Raw genomic sequence first — 15,201 nt, forward strand, 5'->3', positions numbered from 1 at the left:
GCCTCGGTTTTACGGTTCCTGTTACTGGTCGTATGGCGCCGCCGATCGGGCCCATGGCTCGGTCGGCTGCGTGATTTCATAGTCCGCTGGCGGCGTCAGGCCCAGCAAATGCTGCACGAAGTAGTCCCACCGACGGCGAATCACATAGGGTTCGTTGAGCCCATGCGCCCGATTGGGCAGGATCAGGAAGTCAAAGATCTTGTTCGCCTTGATGAGCAGGTCGGCAACCTGCAGCGTCATGGCCGGATGGACATTGTCATCCATGTCACCCGTCATCAGGAACAGCTTGCCCTTCAGATTCGCCGCGTAGGTGCCGGTTGCTGAGGATGCATAGTTGTCGGTACTGCGCAAGGTGTCCCGCACCAGCTGCCCCTGATACTTCTCCGCCCAGTAGATGTTATAGCTGCGATTGTCGTGATTGCCGGCCGTCGACACGGCCACCTTGAAGAAATCCGGAAAGCGCAGAATCGCGTCCGTCGACGCAAAGCCCCCGCCCGAGTGCCCGAAGATGCCAACCCGGTCAAGATCGAAGCCGGGGTATCGGGCCGCCAGCTGCTTGACCGCCTCGATCTGGTCCGGTATCCCGTTGTCGATGAAGTTACCGTAGTAATTGTCGTGGAACGCTTTCGAACGCAGCGGCGTGCCCATCGCATCGAGCTGGATGACCACGAAGCCGAGTTGGGCCAGGGCAAACGCCTCCGCGCCCGACCTGAAGTTCCAGCCCCGAACACTGCCGATCTGGGGCCCGGGATAGATCTCGACGATGACCGGGTAGCGCCGGGTGCTGTCGAATGCCGGCGGGAAGAAGAGCAAGCCGTTGAGATCGGTGATACCGTCGCGGGCCTTGGTGGTGAAGACCTGCGCCGGTCGCCATCCGACCTCGCGGAGACGCGACACATCGGCGGTTTCGAGGGTCCGGATGATCCGCCCGTCCACCGTCGATCGCAGCACCGTCACGGTCGGGGTTTCAACCCGCGAGTAGCTGTCGACGAAGTACCGCCCGCTTGGTGCGAACTGGACGTCGTGATTGGCATCTTCCGGGGTCAGCAGCGTCAGACCCGACCCGTCAAAGTTGACGCGATAGAGCTTGGCGTAGTACCAGAAATGCCCTGCTTCACGGCCGCGGGCAGTGAAGTAGATCTGCCGGGCCGTTTCATCGACGTGCTGAATGGCGCTTGCAAACCAGGCGCCCGACGTCAACCGGTTGCGGACCGATCCGTCCGGGGCCAGGCGATAGAAATGGGCCCAGCCGTCGCGCTCGGACCACCAGAAGGTGTCCTGTCCGTCGCGCGTGACGTACCAGGTCTGCTGCTCGTTAGGCGGAGCCAGTTCGACGAAGGTCTTGGAGCTGTCGGCCGCGCGGAGGCGGACCGTGCCCGTTGCGGCGTCGACCTCGTGAAGGGTAGCCCGCTGCGACCCCCGACCCAGCGCGCTGACATACAGCTTATCGCTGCCATCGCTCCAGACCGAATCGCGGGCCGAGCCGCTGAGGGTGATCTGCACCGGCTGCGGATCGAGCCGGACTTCGCGATTGGACTTGCTGGCGACATCGATGATGTGCAGCGTCGGCACCGGAATGAGCGAGTCACCCGGGAGCGCATACGGCTGGCTATAGTGCCTCGGCCGCTGATGGGTCATCGAGATGTAATGCATATGCGCGACTCGGCGCTCGTCCTGACGGCTGACCGCCAGTTTGCGCGAGTCGGGCGACCAGCGAATCATGGGCGCCCGCGGCTGTGGCCGGATGACCTGGTTGGGGCGCGGCGCCGTGAGCCCATAGCTCCAGTGCTCGACCCCATCGGTGGTCAACTGGGTCGAGTCTCTGCCGCCTCGCGAGCGAACCCAGACGTTGTGTCCGGACACGAACGCCTCCTGGCGCTTGTCCGGCGAGAGGATGTAGGGCACGTCGCTGGGCAGGGTATCCGACACGGCGCAACGATAGGCTACGATGTCGCAGACAAACCGCTTCCGGTTGGCGTTGAACTCGATTTCCCGCTCGTTCTGGCCGTCGTTCGTGAAGCGGAACCGGGCAAACGGCAGCCGGTCGGGATCGTAGGCGGAGTCGCGCGCCACGCTCATCGCAGCCGCCAGCCGCGCGTTCTCGAACACCAGCCCCCGGGTGTTCCGTACCGGGTCGACCAGAACGAATTCCGCTCCAGCCGCGGTCTTGTTGCGGTACCAGAACCGATTGCCGTCGGGATACCACTCGGCCCGGACGGAGTCGCCCGAGACCAACCGGGCGGTGTGCCAGGGGAGAAGCCGCTCAGCGCGAGCGTAGTCGACCTGGGCCAGAAGGGGCGCGACCGCGCCTAACGAGAGCGGAAGCGCCAGCAGGACGGCGCGTACCGTTCGAAGTGTCATGGGTTGGATCCCGTACGCAGATGGGTGTGGTGTGGCGAACATGGGAATCTCTCCACGCAGGGCGACCGCCGCCAGCCCGGCGGCGGAGTCGGGACTTGACTTCCCGGCCCACCGGGCCATTCTGCTCAGATCCGGACGGTGGGCCATCCAGCGGCGCCCGCCACGTCATGACCTCGACCCAGGGCCACCCGTGCGCCGACGCTTCGTATTCTCCTTCGTCCTTCTCGTCCTCGTCCTCGCAGTGTCGATTCCGGGGTTGAGCAGTTTTCTGGTCGACTGGTGGTGGTTCCGCGAGGTCGGCTTCGAAGTCGTCTTTACCCGCCAGCTCGTTACCAAGCTTGCGCTGTTCGTTGCGGTTGGCACCGCGACCTTCGGCCTGGTCTACCTCAACCTCAGAATGGCCCAGCGGGGCATCGTTCCCGACCCGGTCATGTTCCAGTTTCAGCCCGCGGGCGCGCGAGTCGATCTGACCGGAACGCTGCGGCGGATGAGTTTCCCGGTGGCTCTCGCGCTTGGCCTGCTGACCGGGTTCGGCGTCACGCCAGCGTGGAGCCTGATCCTGCAGGCCATCCATGGCACCCCGTTCGGTCTCACCGATCCGGTCTTCGGGCGCGACATCAGTTTTTATGTCTTCTCCCTGCCGGCGTGGTCCGTCGCGCTCGGGCTGCTGACCAGCCTGACCACCCTGACGCTGCTGCTGATCACGGCGATCTACTGGCTTCGTGGCGACATCATCCTGCGTCCGCGCCAGCTGCGGATCGAACCGTCGGCCGGCTTGCACCTGGGCATCCTCGTCGCCGTCAACCTGCTGCTCGCAGCAACCCGCCACTGGATCGTCGACGCGTCCAACCTGCTCTACTCCACCACCGGACCGCTGACCGGGGCCAGCTACACCGACCTCAACGCCACCCTGCCGGCCATTCGGATCAGCTCGGTCGTTGCGCTGATCGCCGCTGCCGGGGTGCTTGCCGGCGCTGCGCGCGGCAAGCTGGCGTGGTATGGCCTCTGGTCTGTCGGCAGCTACCTGGTCGTCTCGTTCGTGGGCCAAAGCCTGGCGCCTTGGGCCATGCAGAAGTTCATCGTCGCGCCGACTGAGCTGACCAAAGAGTCGCCGCAACTCGTGTCGCACATCGCGGCCACCCGCCATGCCTGGGGCCTCGACAGCGTCGAGATTCGCGACCTGGACGGCGAAGCCGAGCTGACCCACGAGACGATTCGGGCCAACGCCGCGACCATCGACAACGTCAGGCTCTGGGACGGGGAGCCCTTGCTTCGCACGTTGGGACAGCTTCAGGAAATTCGCACCTACTACGACTTCGTCTCGGTCGATGACGATCGCTACTGGATCGACGGCAAGTATCGTCAGGTCCTGCTCGCGCCGCGTGAGCTCAACCCCGCGGCGCTTCCGACCCGGACCTTCATCAACGAGCACCTGACCTTCACCCACGGCATGGGTCTCACCATGAGCCCGGTCAACCAGGTCACGACCCAAGGGCTGCCGGTGCTGTTCATTCAGGACTTGCCACCCAGGTCGACGGTGTCACTCGAGGTGACTCGACCGCAGATCTACTACGGCGAGATGGCGGACCGCTACGTCTTCGTCAACACGCTGCAGCGGGAGTTCGACCATCCCGCCGGCGAGACCAACATCTACCGCTCCTACACCGGGACGGGGGGCGTACCGATCGGCAGCGCGCTCCGGCGCCTGCTGTTCTCGATCCACTACGGCTCGACCAAGATTCTCCTCTCCGGCGACATCAGCAACGAGAGCCGGGTCCTCTATCGCCGCAACATCGTCGAACGAGCGCGCGAAGCCCTTCCCTTTCTCGCCTTCGACCGCGATCCGTACCTGGTGATCGGCACCGATGGCACCCTCAAATGGGTCCTCGATGCCTACACCACCTCTGATCGGTACCCGTACGCGGCCCGGTATGGTCAAAGCGGGATCAACTACATGCGCAACAGCGTCAAGGTCGTGATTGACGCATACGACGGTTCGATCGGCGCCTACGTGAGCGACCCGAACGACCCCATCATCAATACCTGGGCGGCGATTCTCCCTGGCATCTTCCGACCGATCGACGAGCTGCCGGTCGGTCTCGACGCGCACCTGCGCTATCCGGACGACCTCTACCGGGCCCAGACCGCACTGTACACGACCTATCACATGACCGAGCCCGAGGAGTTCTACCACCGCGAAGACCAGTGGCAGATCCCGATCGTGGCGAAGAGTGACGGCTCGGTGCCGTTCATGCGGCGGATCGTGATGCGGCTGCCCGATGAGCCGGCAGCAGAGTTCATCTATATGGTGCCGTTCACGCCTCGGGGCAAAGACAACCTGGCGGCTTGGATGGTGGCCCGCAGCGACGGCGAAGATTACGGCAAGCTCCGAGTCTATCGCCTGCCGCGTCAGAGCCTGGTCTTCGGTCCGCAACAGATCGAGAACCGGATCAACCAGGATACCGAGATCGCCCGGCAGGTGTCCCTCTGGGATCAGCGGGGCACCCGGGTCATCCGCGGCGACCTGCTGGTCATCCCGATCGAGGAGGCTCTGCTCTACGTCCAGCCGCTCTACCTCCAGGCAGACGGCGGGCGGATTCCCGAGCTCAAGCGGGTCGTCGTCGCGTACCGGAATCAGGTCGTCATGGAGGAGACCCTCGAAGCGGGTCTCGCCGTGCTGTTCGGGGCCGGATCCGGCCCGGCGCGGCCGGCAGCGACCGCAGCGGCGACCGAGCAACAACCTGCCGCTGCAGCCGCTGCCGGGCTGTCGAGCGCGGTCCAGCAGCTCTCAGCCGAAGCACGCCGCCGCTACCAGGCGGCCCTCGATGCGCAGCGAGCCGGCGACTGGAGCCGCTACGGCGAAGAACTTCGCCGCCTCGGCGAGTTGCTCGAACAGCTCGCAGCGGCGGCAGCCCCGCGGGAGTAGTCGCTCGGCCCGCTCGGACTGGCGCTGGATCCAATCCAGGATACAATCATGGCGGCGCAGGGAAGATCTCCCTGCGCCGCCGTCCGTTTCCCGGAGAGACTCTGATGCGGTTTGTCGCGCTCGGTGGCCTGGTCGCCACCGCCCTGATCGCTCGCCCGGCCCTGGCCCAGGGCGTCGAGGCCGAGATCGAGACCATGATGAATGGGCTCAAGGCCAAATCCTCCCTCTATGCCAAGCACATTCCGTCGGGTCGGACCATTGCCATCCGCGCCGATGTGCCGATGAATACCCTGAGCGTGATCAAAATCCCGATCATGATTCAGGTGTTCCGCGACGTCGAGGCCGGTCGACTCAAGCTGACCGACCGGCATACGATCCGTCCGGAGGACCTGCGTCGCGGCAGCGGGCTGCTCCAGCGTTTCGACGTCGGCGTGGCGCCGACGATTCGCGATCTGATCGATCAGATGATCATCACCAGCGACAACACCGCCACCGATCTCCTGATTGCCAAAGTCGGCCTGGACCGCGTCAACGCAACGCTGGCCTCATTCGGCTTCAGCCAGACCCGACTCCAACGCACCACCGGCGACCTGTTTCGCGAAGTCTGGATCCGGTCCGATCCGAAGTTCGCCTCGCTGACGGACCGCGAGGTGTTCGAGCGCGGCTTTCCGAATGACCCGCAGTCGGCAGCACGGTCCTTCGCCATCGAAGGCGACTCGACCCGCTGGCTCGGCAGAACCACCGCGCGCGAAATGTCTGCTATGCTGGAAGGCATCCGCGACGGGAAGTACGCTTCGGCCGAGCACAGCCGGATGATGATGTCGATGCTGTTCGGTCAGTTCTATGCCTCGCGACTGCCACAGCGGCTGATGTGGAAGCCGGGGGTTGCGGTCGGCCACAAAACCGGTGACTGGCCGCCATTCGCGGGCAACGACGTCGGCATCATTACCTATCCGGGCGGTCCGCTGGTAATTTCGATCTTCACCAATCAGAACACCGGCGATTTCTTCGAGCTCGAGGCCACCCAGGGGCGGATTGCCGAACTGCTGGTCAATACCTGGAAGTAGAAACCACCCCGGACCCCGCCCCGTCCGGATGGATACCCGTCAACGATTGACGACGCGCAGGGGCGCGCCAATGGCCCCCGCGCGTTTCACCCCTCGGAGTCCTGCATGCGTCTTGGATCATTTCTCGGCTTGACCCTCCTGCTTGGCAGCATCTCACCCGCCGTCGGGCAGGATGCCCCGGCACCGTCAGAGTGGGACGTCACCAAGCCCCGCGGCACGACTCGCGACATCAGCTTCACGACCACGGAAGGCACCTGGATGTCAGTCGACCAGAGCCCCGATGGGCGCTGGCTGGCGTTCGACCTCCTCGGCCACATCTACCGGATCGACGCCGCAGGCGGCACCGCGACCTCGCTGACCCAGTCGAGCGGTATTGCCATCAACACCCACCCCAGGATCTCGCCGGACGGCAGGTCGATCGCGTTCATCTCGGACCGCAAGGGTCAGATGAACCTCTGGGTCATGGATGCCGACGGCTCGAACCCGCGCGCCGTGTTCAGCGAGCAGTACGTCCGCGCAGTCACCCCGGCGTGGACCCCGGACGGGAACTATATCGTGGTGCAGCGCCAGTCGGTTCAGGGCGGACCTGGCGGCGGCCAGGGCGGCAGCGGCCTCTGGATGTATCACAAGGACGGCGGCAGCGGCATCGAACTGGTTCCCGGCAACCGCCAGGCGGGCGCCGCCTGGCCCAGCCTCTCGCGCGACGGTCGCTACCTCTACTTCCAGGTGCGTGCCGCTGCCGGGCAGCCGGGGTACGGCGGGCGAACCGAGTTCCTCGGTGGCTCCGCACAAGTTCGGCGGCTCGACCTGCAGACCTCGGAAATCGCGGCCATCTCGTTCGGTGAGCAGAGCCAGCAGGTACAGACCTCGAGCGGCGGTATGGCGGCGCCCGAGGTGTCACCCGACGGACGCTGGCTCGCCTTTGTGCGGCGGATCCCGGACGGAACGATCTCCTGGCGGGGTCACACCTTCGGCCCCCGGTCGGCCCTCTGGCTCCGCGATTTGCATACCGGCGCCGAGCGGCTGCTGATGGACCCGGTCGAGCAGGACATGGTCGAAGCAGGCAAGGTACTCCGCCCCTTCCCCGGCTACTCCTGGAGCGCCGACGGTAAGACGATCGTGGTCACCCAGGGCGGCCGACTGCATCGGGTCGAGGTGGCGTCCGGCCGGGTCACGCCGATTCCCTTCAGCGCCGAGGTCAAGCGGACGATTTCGGAGCTGGTGAATCACCAGGACCGGATCACGGATGAGCCGTTCGAGAGCCGCTTCATTCGCTGGCAGACCGCGTCACCGGACGGCAAGCGGCTCGTATTCCAGTCGGTGGGCAGAATCTGGATCCAGGATCTGCCGAACGGCACCCCGCGTCGGCTGACGCCGGCATCGTTCGAGCCGTTCGAGTACGCGCCCTCCTGGTCGCCGGATGGACAGTGGATTGCCTTCACCAGCTGGGCAGACTCGGTGGCGGGGCACGTCTATCGGGTTCGCGCGACTGGTGGCGCACCGGAACAGCTGACCCGGGAAGCGGGTGAGTTCACTCATCCGGTTTGGCGGCCCGATGGCGGCGAGCTGGTGGTGTCGCGTGGCTCAGGCGGGAGCCGGCACGGTCGGGGCATCGTCTGGAACCCATATTGGGATCTGGTGCGTCTCCCGGCCACTGGTGGCAGCACGACGCCGGTCGTTCGGGTGACCGTCTCTCCCGACGGCACATCGGGCTCTCTCTTCAACAGTATCCGGAATCAGATCGTGCGCGCCAGCTGGGGTCCCGATGGGCGGATCTTCTATCCGCATCTGACCATCGGCACCAGTGGCCTCGAAACCACCTTCTACTCGATTCGACCCGATGGGTCGGATCGCCGGGCCCATCTGACCTTCCCGTTCGCGGATGAAGTGGTCACCTCGCCCGACGGCAAGTGGGTGGCGTTCCAGGAATCGGACAACGTCTGGGTGGCCCCCTTCCCCTACCCCGGCCACGGTTCGACGCCGGTGCAGGTCACCAAGCTGCGCGGCAAGCTCCCCACGACGCGGATCACCACGGCTGGTGGGCTCTTTCCCCGCTGGCGCGACAACGAGACGGTCGAACTGGGCAGCGGCAACCGCTACTTCCGCTACTCCGTTGCGACCAAGCGCACCGACACGGTCACCGTTCGCCTCCGGGTTCCGCGTGACATCCCGAACGGGAGCGTGGCCTTCACGAACGCCCGCATCGTCACGCTCAACAGGCGCCAGGTGGTGGAAGGCACCCTGGTCGTGACCGGCAGCCGGATTGCCTGTGTCGGCAGCTGCGCCGTTCCGGCCGGCGCCCGGGTCTTCGATGCAGCGGGCAAGACCATCGTACCGGGCTTCATCGACGTGCACTCGCACAACTACCGCGAGCACCGGGGCATCATCCCGCAGCGCAACAGCGAAGGGGCGATCTATCTGGCATACGGGATCACCACGACGATGGACCCGTCGATGTGGTCGCAGAACATCTTCCCGACAGGCGAGATGGTGGACGCCGGCGTGATCGTCGGACCGCGGGTGTATTCGACGGGCGACCCGCTCTACGCCGGGGACGGCTCACGCCAGGAGAACTTCACGTCGTACGCAGCAGCCGAAGCTGGTATTGCCAAGCTGAAGGACTGGGGCGCCGTGTCACTCAAGCAATATCTCCAGCCTCGCCGGGACCAGCGGCAGTGGGTGGCCGAGGCTGCGCGAAAACTGGGCATCCAACTGACGGCGGAGAATGCGGATCTCGAGTTCAACGTCGCGCTGCTGATGGACGGACATACCGGGTTCGAGCATCCGTTGAGCTATCTGCCGCTCTACCGGGATTTTACTGAGTTCATGGGACGGGCGCAGGGCACCTATTCCCCGACCTTCATGGTGGGCGGAGCCGGGCCGTGGAACGAGGATTACTGGTTCCAGGAATCCGACACCTGGAAGGATTCCAAGACGCGCCGCTTCATGTCGTGGCTGCAGTTCATTCCTCAAACCCGCCGCCGCGTCCTGGTGCCGGAGACGGACTTCAGCTTCCCGTGGATTGCGCAGGGACTGGCCGACATCATCGAGGCGGGTGGCTTCGGTGCCATCGGCGCCCACGGACAGCACAACGGCCTCGGTTCGCACTGGGAGGTCTGGATGGCCGCCTCGGCGCTGGGTCCGATGGGCGCGCTCGAGATCGCGAGCCTGCACGCGGCTCGGTTCATCGGCAAGGAGCAGGATCTCGGTTCGATCGAGGTCGGCAAGCTGGCCGATTTCATGATTCTCAACTCGGACCCGCTTGCCAACATCCGCAATACCACGGACATCCAGTACGTCGTGAAGGGCGGCGTGGTGTACGACGACGACACCCTCGACGAGGTCTGGCCGCGGCAGCGTCGCTACGGCACCGGTCAGTGGGTCATTCCAGATGCGCTCAAGCAGGACGACAAGCCGATTCGTCCCTGAGAATCGGCCCGTCGCTCGCCAGGCACCCGGTCGTCAGCGCGTCCGGCCGGGCGCCACACCCGAAGGATCGCCGTCGTCCGCAGCCGGCGGGCGATAGGTCGGATCGGGAGCCGCGCCAAGCGGCTCCCGTGCCATGCCCCGGCTGAGCGCGGGGTGCTTCCGCACCAGATACCACGCCATCACTGCCGCCGCGAGGGTGTTCGCCGCCAGCACGGACCACATCGGGAAGAGCCCCTCGGTGCCCCGGAAGAACATGTTGAGGAGTCCGTAGAAAAAGACTTCGAAGGCAATGAACCCCATCAGCAGCACGAACCGGAAGATGCCGTGCCGGTCCGCCAGGAAGACGAGTTGCGTGGCAACCGCACCAATGACCAGAAAGGCGGCAACGTGGAGCGCGGAATATGCAGCCACGGCCGACCACTGGACCGTCTCGATCACCGGCGTGGTCTGCCCGAACAGAATGACCTGACCCAGAATGCTCGGCGTCACGAAAGGCCGACCCGCCAGGGTATCGACCACCAGAAACCAGAGCGCAACCGCACCGGCGCCCAGGAGGCCGGTGATCAGGCTCTCGCCGCCGAAGGAGTGATGGTGTTTCGTCATCGAAGGTCCACCTTTCGTCCGTAACGGGTCGTCTCGGAGATTCGGGGAGGCCGCGCGGCATGGATGCCGACCGGATCCAATGCTAGCATTGATTCGGACTCGACATAACCCGGCCACACTTGTGGCGTATTTTCAATCACCGTAAGGGATTCGTCCTGCCTGTCCTCGCCATACCAAGGGTGACGGGACGGCCTGATCCGATCGCACACCCTCAGGGGAGGCCGGCATGCGCCGTCTGAAGTTCGTTGCTCTCGCACTTGCCGCCTGGTGCGGAGTAGATGCCGCCACGATCGCCGCGCAGACGTCGGCGCCCAAGCCGGAGATTATTCGCACCGGGTACGGCGTCCCTCACATCTACGCCGACAATCTCTGGGCCGCCGGCTACGGACTCGGCTGGGTCCAGGCCGAAGACTACGGCGCCCGGGTCATTCACGGTCTGGTAAGCGGCCGGGGTCAGATGGGCCGAGTCTTCGGGCGCGACAGCATGGAGGGGGACTTCTCGCGTCGAACCGTCTATGCGGAGGCACAGCGGCGCTGGGCCAGCCTCGAAGTCGACACCCGCGACGTATATGACGGCTTTGCCGCCGCCATCAACGACTTCATCCGCGCAAACCAGGGCCGGTTTCATCCGGACATTGCTCCGAACTTCGTCGGCTGGGACGTTCTGGCGCGGGAGATGAGCCCGGTCAACCTGGCCCCCGCCCGGCGCCTGGCGCAGCGAGCCCTTGGCAGACCGGCCGTGAGTGCCGCGCCAGATGCCCCCCCGGGCGACTGGGAGGGCCCGACGGACGGCTCAAACGCCTGGGCCGTGGCGCCAAGCCGGACCGCATCCGGGCGGGCTATTCTGATGCGCAATCCGCACCTGGCCTGGACGGCGGGCTACTACGAGGCCCACGTCGTGGTGCCAGGTCGATTCGACTTCTACGGCGACTTTCGGATCGGCAGCCCGTTCGGCGTGGTCGGCGGCTTCAACCGCAACCTGGGCTGGTCGACCACCAACAACAACGTCGACACCGATGAAGTCTACGCCGTCCCGCTCGCGCCGGATCTGGTCGATCACATTCTGATCGACGGCCGCCCCATGCCACTCGAGCCGGTCGCGGTCACCGTCGAGTACCGTAACGGGCCGAGTTATTCCTCCGAAACCCGACAGACCTGGCTCTCGCCGTTCGGGCCGGTGGTGGAGCGGGCGGACGGTCAGGCCTTCATTCTCAAGTCGTCTGGCGCCGGCGAACATCGTGGCGGTGAGCAGTTCCTTCGGATGATGCACGCCCGGACCGTGGCGGAATGGGAGGCGGCACTCGCAATGCGGGCTCGCGCCAACTCAAACTTTACGTATGCGGACCGAGCGGGCAACATTCTCTACGTCTGGAACGGCTCACTCCCGGCCCTGCCCCATCCATCCGGCGGCGACTCGACGGTGGTTCGGGTTCAATCGACGAAAGAGATCTGGTCCCGCATCGTGCCGTACGATTCGCTGCCCCGGGTCAAGAATCCGCCGGGTGGATACGTGCATCAGGAGAACTCGTCGCCGCATTTCACCAATCTGCTGGCGCCGCTCGATCCGGCCCACTATCCGCCCAACATCGAGGCGCCCAGCCTGAGCCTGCGGAGCCAGCTCGGTGCCGACCTGATCGGGAAACCCGGCCGAAAGCTGACGCTGGAAGGGGTTCTCGACCTCAAGAACAGCTACCGGATGCTGCTCGCCGAGCGGATCAAGCCCGATCTGCTGCGCGCCGCGGCGTCGGCTTCGAACGGCAAGGTGCGTGAAGCCACGACGCTACTGGAGCAGTGGGACAACACCACCGGACCCGAAACCCGAGGCGGCGTCTTGTTCGAGATGTGGTGGCGGCTCTACTCGCGGGCCAATCGCCAGCCGTTTGCCACCCCGTGGGCCATTACCGAACCGACGACGACACCGCGCGGCCTGGCCAACCCGACCGGCGCGGTCGAGGCGCTGGTGCTGGCCATCGACTCCGTCACGGCGCGCTGGGGCCGAATCGACGTGCCGTGGGGGGAGGTCCACCGGGTCCGGATTGCCGGTCACGACGTCCCGGTCGGCGGTTGTCTTGGCGCAATGGGCTGTTTCCGGACGCTGGCCTTCCAGGACGACCCTGACGGCAAGCGCCGGGTATCCGGCGGCGACGGCTGGATCATCGCGGTCGAGTTCGGGAACACGCCGCGGGCCTACTCGGTGCTGGCGTACGGCCAGAGCAACGACCCGTCGTCTCCCTACTACGGCGATCAGGCTCCGATGTTTGCACGCGGCGAGTTCAAGCCGATTGCGTACACCCGGGCGGATGTCGAGAAGCAGGCGGTCCGGCGCTACCGCCCGGGCCAGTAGCTCCGCAGCAACGGGAACGGCGATCTGATGTCACGAGCCTTTGTCAAAGAAGACAACGATGGGGCCGCCCCACGTTACTCGCTGCCGGCCCCTGACGACCCGACCTACCCGATCGCGGCTGCCCGCGCGCTGCTGGCCGGCGCCAACGCCGGCGATACGGGCAGCGCAGAGGCCGCCACCGGGTACCTCTGGGGCGACCCGCGCCTGGTCGACGAGTTCCGCCAGCTGCGCCTGGAAGCCATCGAACGCCGCGACGACCGCGCCGAGACCCTGACCGAGCGTTACCTGCGCGTGGCCGGGATTACCATCGAGGACTGACCGGCAGAGGTTGGGCTGCTGTCGGGGGAGGGACGAGGAGCCTCGGGCGGAGGCGCTGCCAGCGCGTCAGTCGCACGGTACCCGGTCTGTGATCTTACCGGTCGAGTGCGACTGCAGCGCCAGGCGCCTCCGCCCGAGGCTCCTCGTCCCTCCCCGGACCCCGAACTCCGCGTATCAGGGCAGTTCGACCTTGGACTCAACCACCCCGCCGCGCGTGCTGAGCAACCGCACGACCAGCGACCGATCCGCGGACTCGGCGCCGGCTTTGATCCGGAGCCTGATCGTCCTGGTCTCGTTGCCGCCCAGCCAGAACTCCGGCCCCGTGCCCACCGCTCGGCTCGTGCTCCCCTTGGCAAACTCGGCGACGATCCGATCCGGCCGCACGATCTTGACCTTCTTGGCCTGCTCGAGAGCCGTCGGCAATCGACCGGAGTTGCGAACGGTCACGGTCAGTTCGTGGGTCGCCGAGTCGGCGGCGGCACGGGTCAGGCGGGCGGCCTTGACCGAAGCTATCGAGAGCTGCGGTAGCGACTTGGCCATGTAAAGATTGAACATCGCCTGCTTGCGGGCCCATTCCTCCAGCACTTCCGGCGGACCGTTCTGCGAGAAGAACTTGGGATTGAAGCCGCCGATCTCGACCTTGCCCAGCTGGGGATGATCGAACGGCGTCCAGGGCTTGAAGCAGCTTCCGCTGAAGCGCTCGTCGCACCAGCGGAGCACCTCCCACTCGTCGATCTCACCGTCGCCGTCGTAATCCTTCTCGCGGCCGCCATGCCAGATCTCGTCGCCATACCAGACGGCTCCGTAGCCGGCATAACCCCAGTCCGGGCCGTGGCCGAACAGCGGCGTGGGACGAGTCGAGTCGCCCGTCACTGGGTTGACGGCACGACGAGTGGCGTAGGTCCGGTAGACGTCACCGGCCCACGGGTAGCCCGTAAAGGTGAGGCCGGCGGAGTCCATATGGTGATAGATGGCGAGATCGGCCGGCATGATGCATTCGGTTTCTTCGCAGACCGACGGCCCGCGCAGGTGCATCGGCACCGCCGTGTCCATCGAGTTGACCACACCAACGTGCGGGTGGCGCAGCAACCAGAGCACGAGTGAGCGCGTCTCGGGCTCGGACAGCGGATGCTCGCCTGCACCGAACTGGGTCCAGCCGCGGCCGGTCAGGTCGCCGCCCGGCTCCGGCCGCCAGTTCTGCGGATAATTGCGATGGAGGTCGAGCCCGCCGATGCCATCTTCGTTGTAACGGCCGTCGCCGTCGTTGTCGATGCCCTCGCTCCAGACCTTCCAGTCGCCTGTCCCGTCGCGCACTCGCTTCATGCTGCGACCGCTGGGATCTTTCGGATCCTGGATGTGGTCGCCCTTCCCCGTCCCGACCTGCTGGCGCATCTGGCGGATGTAGCCGTCACCGTCGAGATCCTCACCCGGATCTTCATCGAGCAGGCCGTCTCCGTCGGTGTCATGCGGCCGCACACTGCTGCGGTTGGTCTGCGCGGTGAGCCGGTAGAGATCCGATCCATCCGGGTTGTTGAGTGGCCGAACATAGATGGCCTTCTGATCGAGCAAGGTCGTAATCTCGGCATCCTTGCCGTAGTTCTCGAGCAGGTACCAGGCAAGGTAGAGCGCCGACTCGGTGCTCGAGATCTCACCCGAGTGCCGGCCAGCATCGAACAATGCGGCAGGCTTGTCGGTATGCTTGCCGGTCTTCTTGTTTGTCAGGGTGAGTTGCCAGAGGGTCCGGCCGCCGAAGCTCTTGCCCACCTCGTAGAGGTCGACGAGATCCGGATACCGTTTGGCCCATTGGTGCATCCACCACTCCACCTCAGCCGAGGTGTGGTAGTGTTGGAAATCCATCTGTCCCTCGACCAGCGGCCTGACCTCGGGATAGTGGGTCAGCGGAAAGATGCTCGGGCCGTGACGCAGCCCCGGCACGACGAGAACTTTGGGCGTCGAGTCTCGGGGGGCTGCTGCCTGAGCCACGAGCGGCAGCGCAATGACGAAGGGCAACGCCACGAAAGCGAGGGCGCGAAAGAGCATGGATACCGGCACGGGAGGGGTGAGGAACTAAGATACCACCGATGGCCGGGCGATCATCGGTTCGAGCCGATGATCTCGACCACTGCGCGACACCGCGTTAGCATTGTCTTGAG

8 protein-coding genes are annotated in these 15,201 nt (G+C 65.5%); 5 read left to right on the forward strand and 3 right to left on the reverse strand.

Features of this window, described 5'->3' with window-relative positions; all coding sequences use genetic code 11:
• Positions 1–21: 21 nt before the first annotated feature.
• Positions 22–2,361 (reverse strand): DPP IV N-terminal domain-containing protein, encoded by a 2,340-nt coding sequence (locus tag KF785_05570; GenBank protein MBX3146219.1) that lies wholly within the window; start codon positions 2,359–2,361, stop codon positions 22–24.
• A gap of 190 nt (positions 2,362–2,551) precedes the next feature.
• On the opposite strand from KF785_05570, the gene KF785_05575 reads away from it, so the two are divergent.
• The 3 genes from KF785_05575 to KF785_05585 all read left to right on the forward strand — a co-directional run bounded on the left by KF785_05575 (position 2,552) and on the right by KF785_05585 (position 9,783).
• Entirely contained in the window at positions 2,552–5,287 is a 2,736-nt protein-coding gene (locus KF785_05575; protein MBX3146220.1) for a UPF0182 family protein, read from the forward strand.
• A 104-nt stretch (positions 5,288–5,391) separates the two neighbouring features.
• Positions 5,392–6,354, forward strand: coding sequence for a serine hydrolase (locus KF785_05580; GenBank protein MBX3146221.1), 963 nt, complete (start codon positions 5,392–5,394; stop codon positions 6,352–6,354).
• 105 nt (positions 6,355–6,459) lie between these two features.
• Positions 6,460–9,783, forward strand: a complete 3,324-nt coding sequence (locus KF785_05585) for a PD40 domain-containing protein (protein ID MBX3146222.1) — start codon at positions 6,460–6,462, stop codon at positions 9,781–9,783.
• Positions 9,784–9,816: 33 nt separating this feature from the next.
• Here the strand turns inward: KF785_05585 and KF785_05590 are convergent, their stop codons facing one another.
• Positions 9,817–10,386, reverse strand: coding sequence for a hypothetical protein (locus KF785_05590; GenBank protein MBX3146223.1), 570 nt, complete (start codon positions 10,384–10,386; stop codon positions 9,817–9,819).
• Positions 10,387–10,612: 226 nt separating this feature from the next.
• On the opposite strand from KF785_05590, the gene KF785_05595 reads away from it, so the two are divergent.
• Complete coding sequence (locus tag KF785_05595; GenBank protein ID MBX3146224.1) at positions 10,613–12,730, forward strand: penicillin acylase family protein; 2,118 nt, start codon at positions 10,613–10,615, stop codon at positions 12,728–12,730.
• A gap of 27 nt (positions 12,731–12,757) precedes the next feature.
• A complete protein-coding gene (locus tag KF785_05600; GenBank protein MBX3146225.1) occupies positions 12,758–13,048 on the forward strand; it encodes a hypothetical protein in 291 nt (96 codons plus the stop codon).
• Between the two features lie 174 nt (positions 13,049–13,222).
• Here the strand turns inward: KF785_05600 and KF785_05605 are convergent, their stop codons facing one another.
• A complete protein-coding gene (locus KF785_05605; protein ID MBX3146226.1) occupies positions 13,223–15,088 on the reverse strand; it encodes a peptidase in 1,866 nt (621 codons plus the stop codon).
• Between the last annotated feature and the right edge of the window lie 113 nt (positions 15,089–15,201).

Source organism: Gemmatimonadales bacterium (genome assembly GCA_019637315.1).
GTDB lineage: Bacteria > Gemmatimonadota > Gemmatimonadetes > Gemmatimonadales > GWC2-71-9 > SHZU01.

Coding starts and splice junctions, on each gene's coding strand:
- KF785_05595 (MBX3146224.1), top strand. CDS start 10,613: ATGCGCCGTCTGAAGTTCGTTGCTCTCGCACTTGCCGCCTGGTGCGGA.
- KF785_05585 (MBX3146222.1), top strand. CDS start 6,460: ATGCGTCTTGGATCATTTCTCGGCTTGACCCTCCTGCTTGGCAGCATC.
- KF785_05570 (MBX3146219.1), bottom strand. CDS start 2,361: ATGACACTTCGAACGGTACGCGCCGTCCTGCTGGCGCTTCCGCTCTCG.
- KF785_05600 (MBX3146225.1), top strand. CDS start 12,758: ATGTCACGAGCCTTTGTCAAAGAAGACAACGATGGGGCCGCCCCACGT.
- KF785_05590 (MBX3146223.1), bottom strand. CDS start 10,386: ATGACGAAACACCATCACTCCTTCGGCGGCGAGAGCCTGATCACCGGC.
- KF785_05605 (MBX3146226.1), bottom strand. CDS start 15,088: ATGCTCTTTCGCGCCCTCGCTTTCGTGGCGTTGCCCTTCGTCATTGCG.
- KF785_05580 (MBX3146221.1), top strand. CDS start 5,392: ATGCGGTTTGTCGCGCTCGGTGGCCTGGTCGCCACCGCCCTGATCGCT.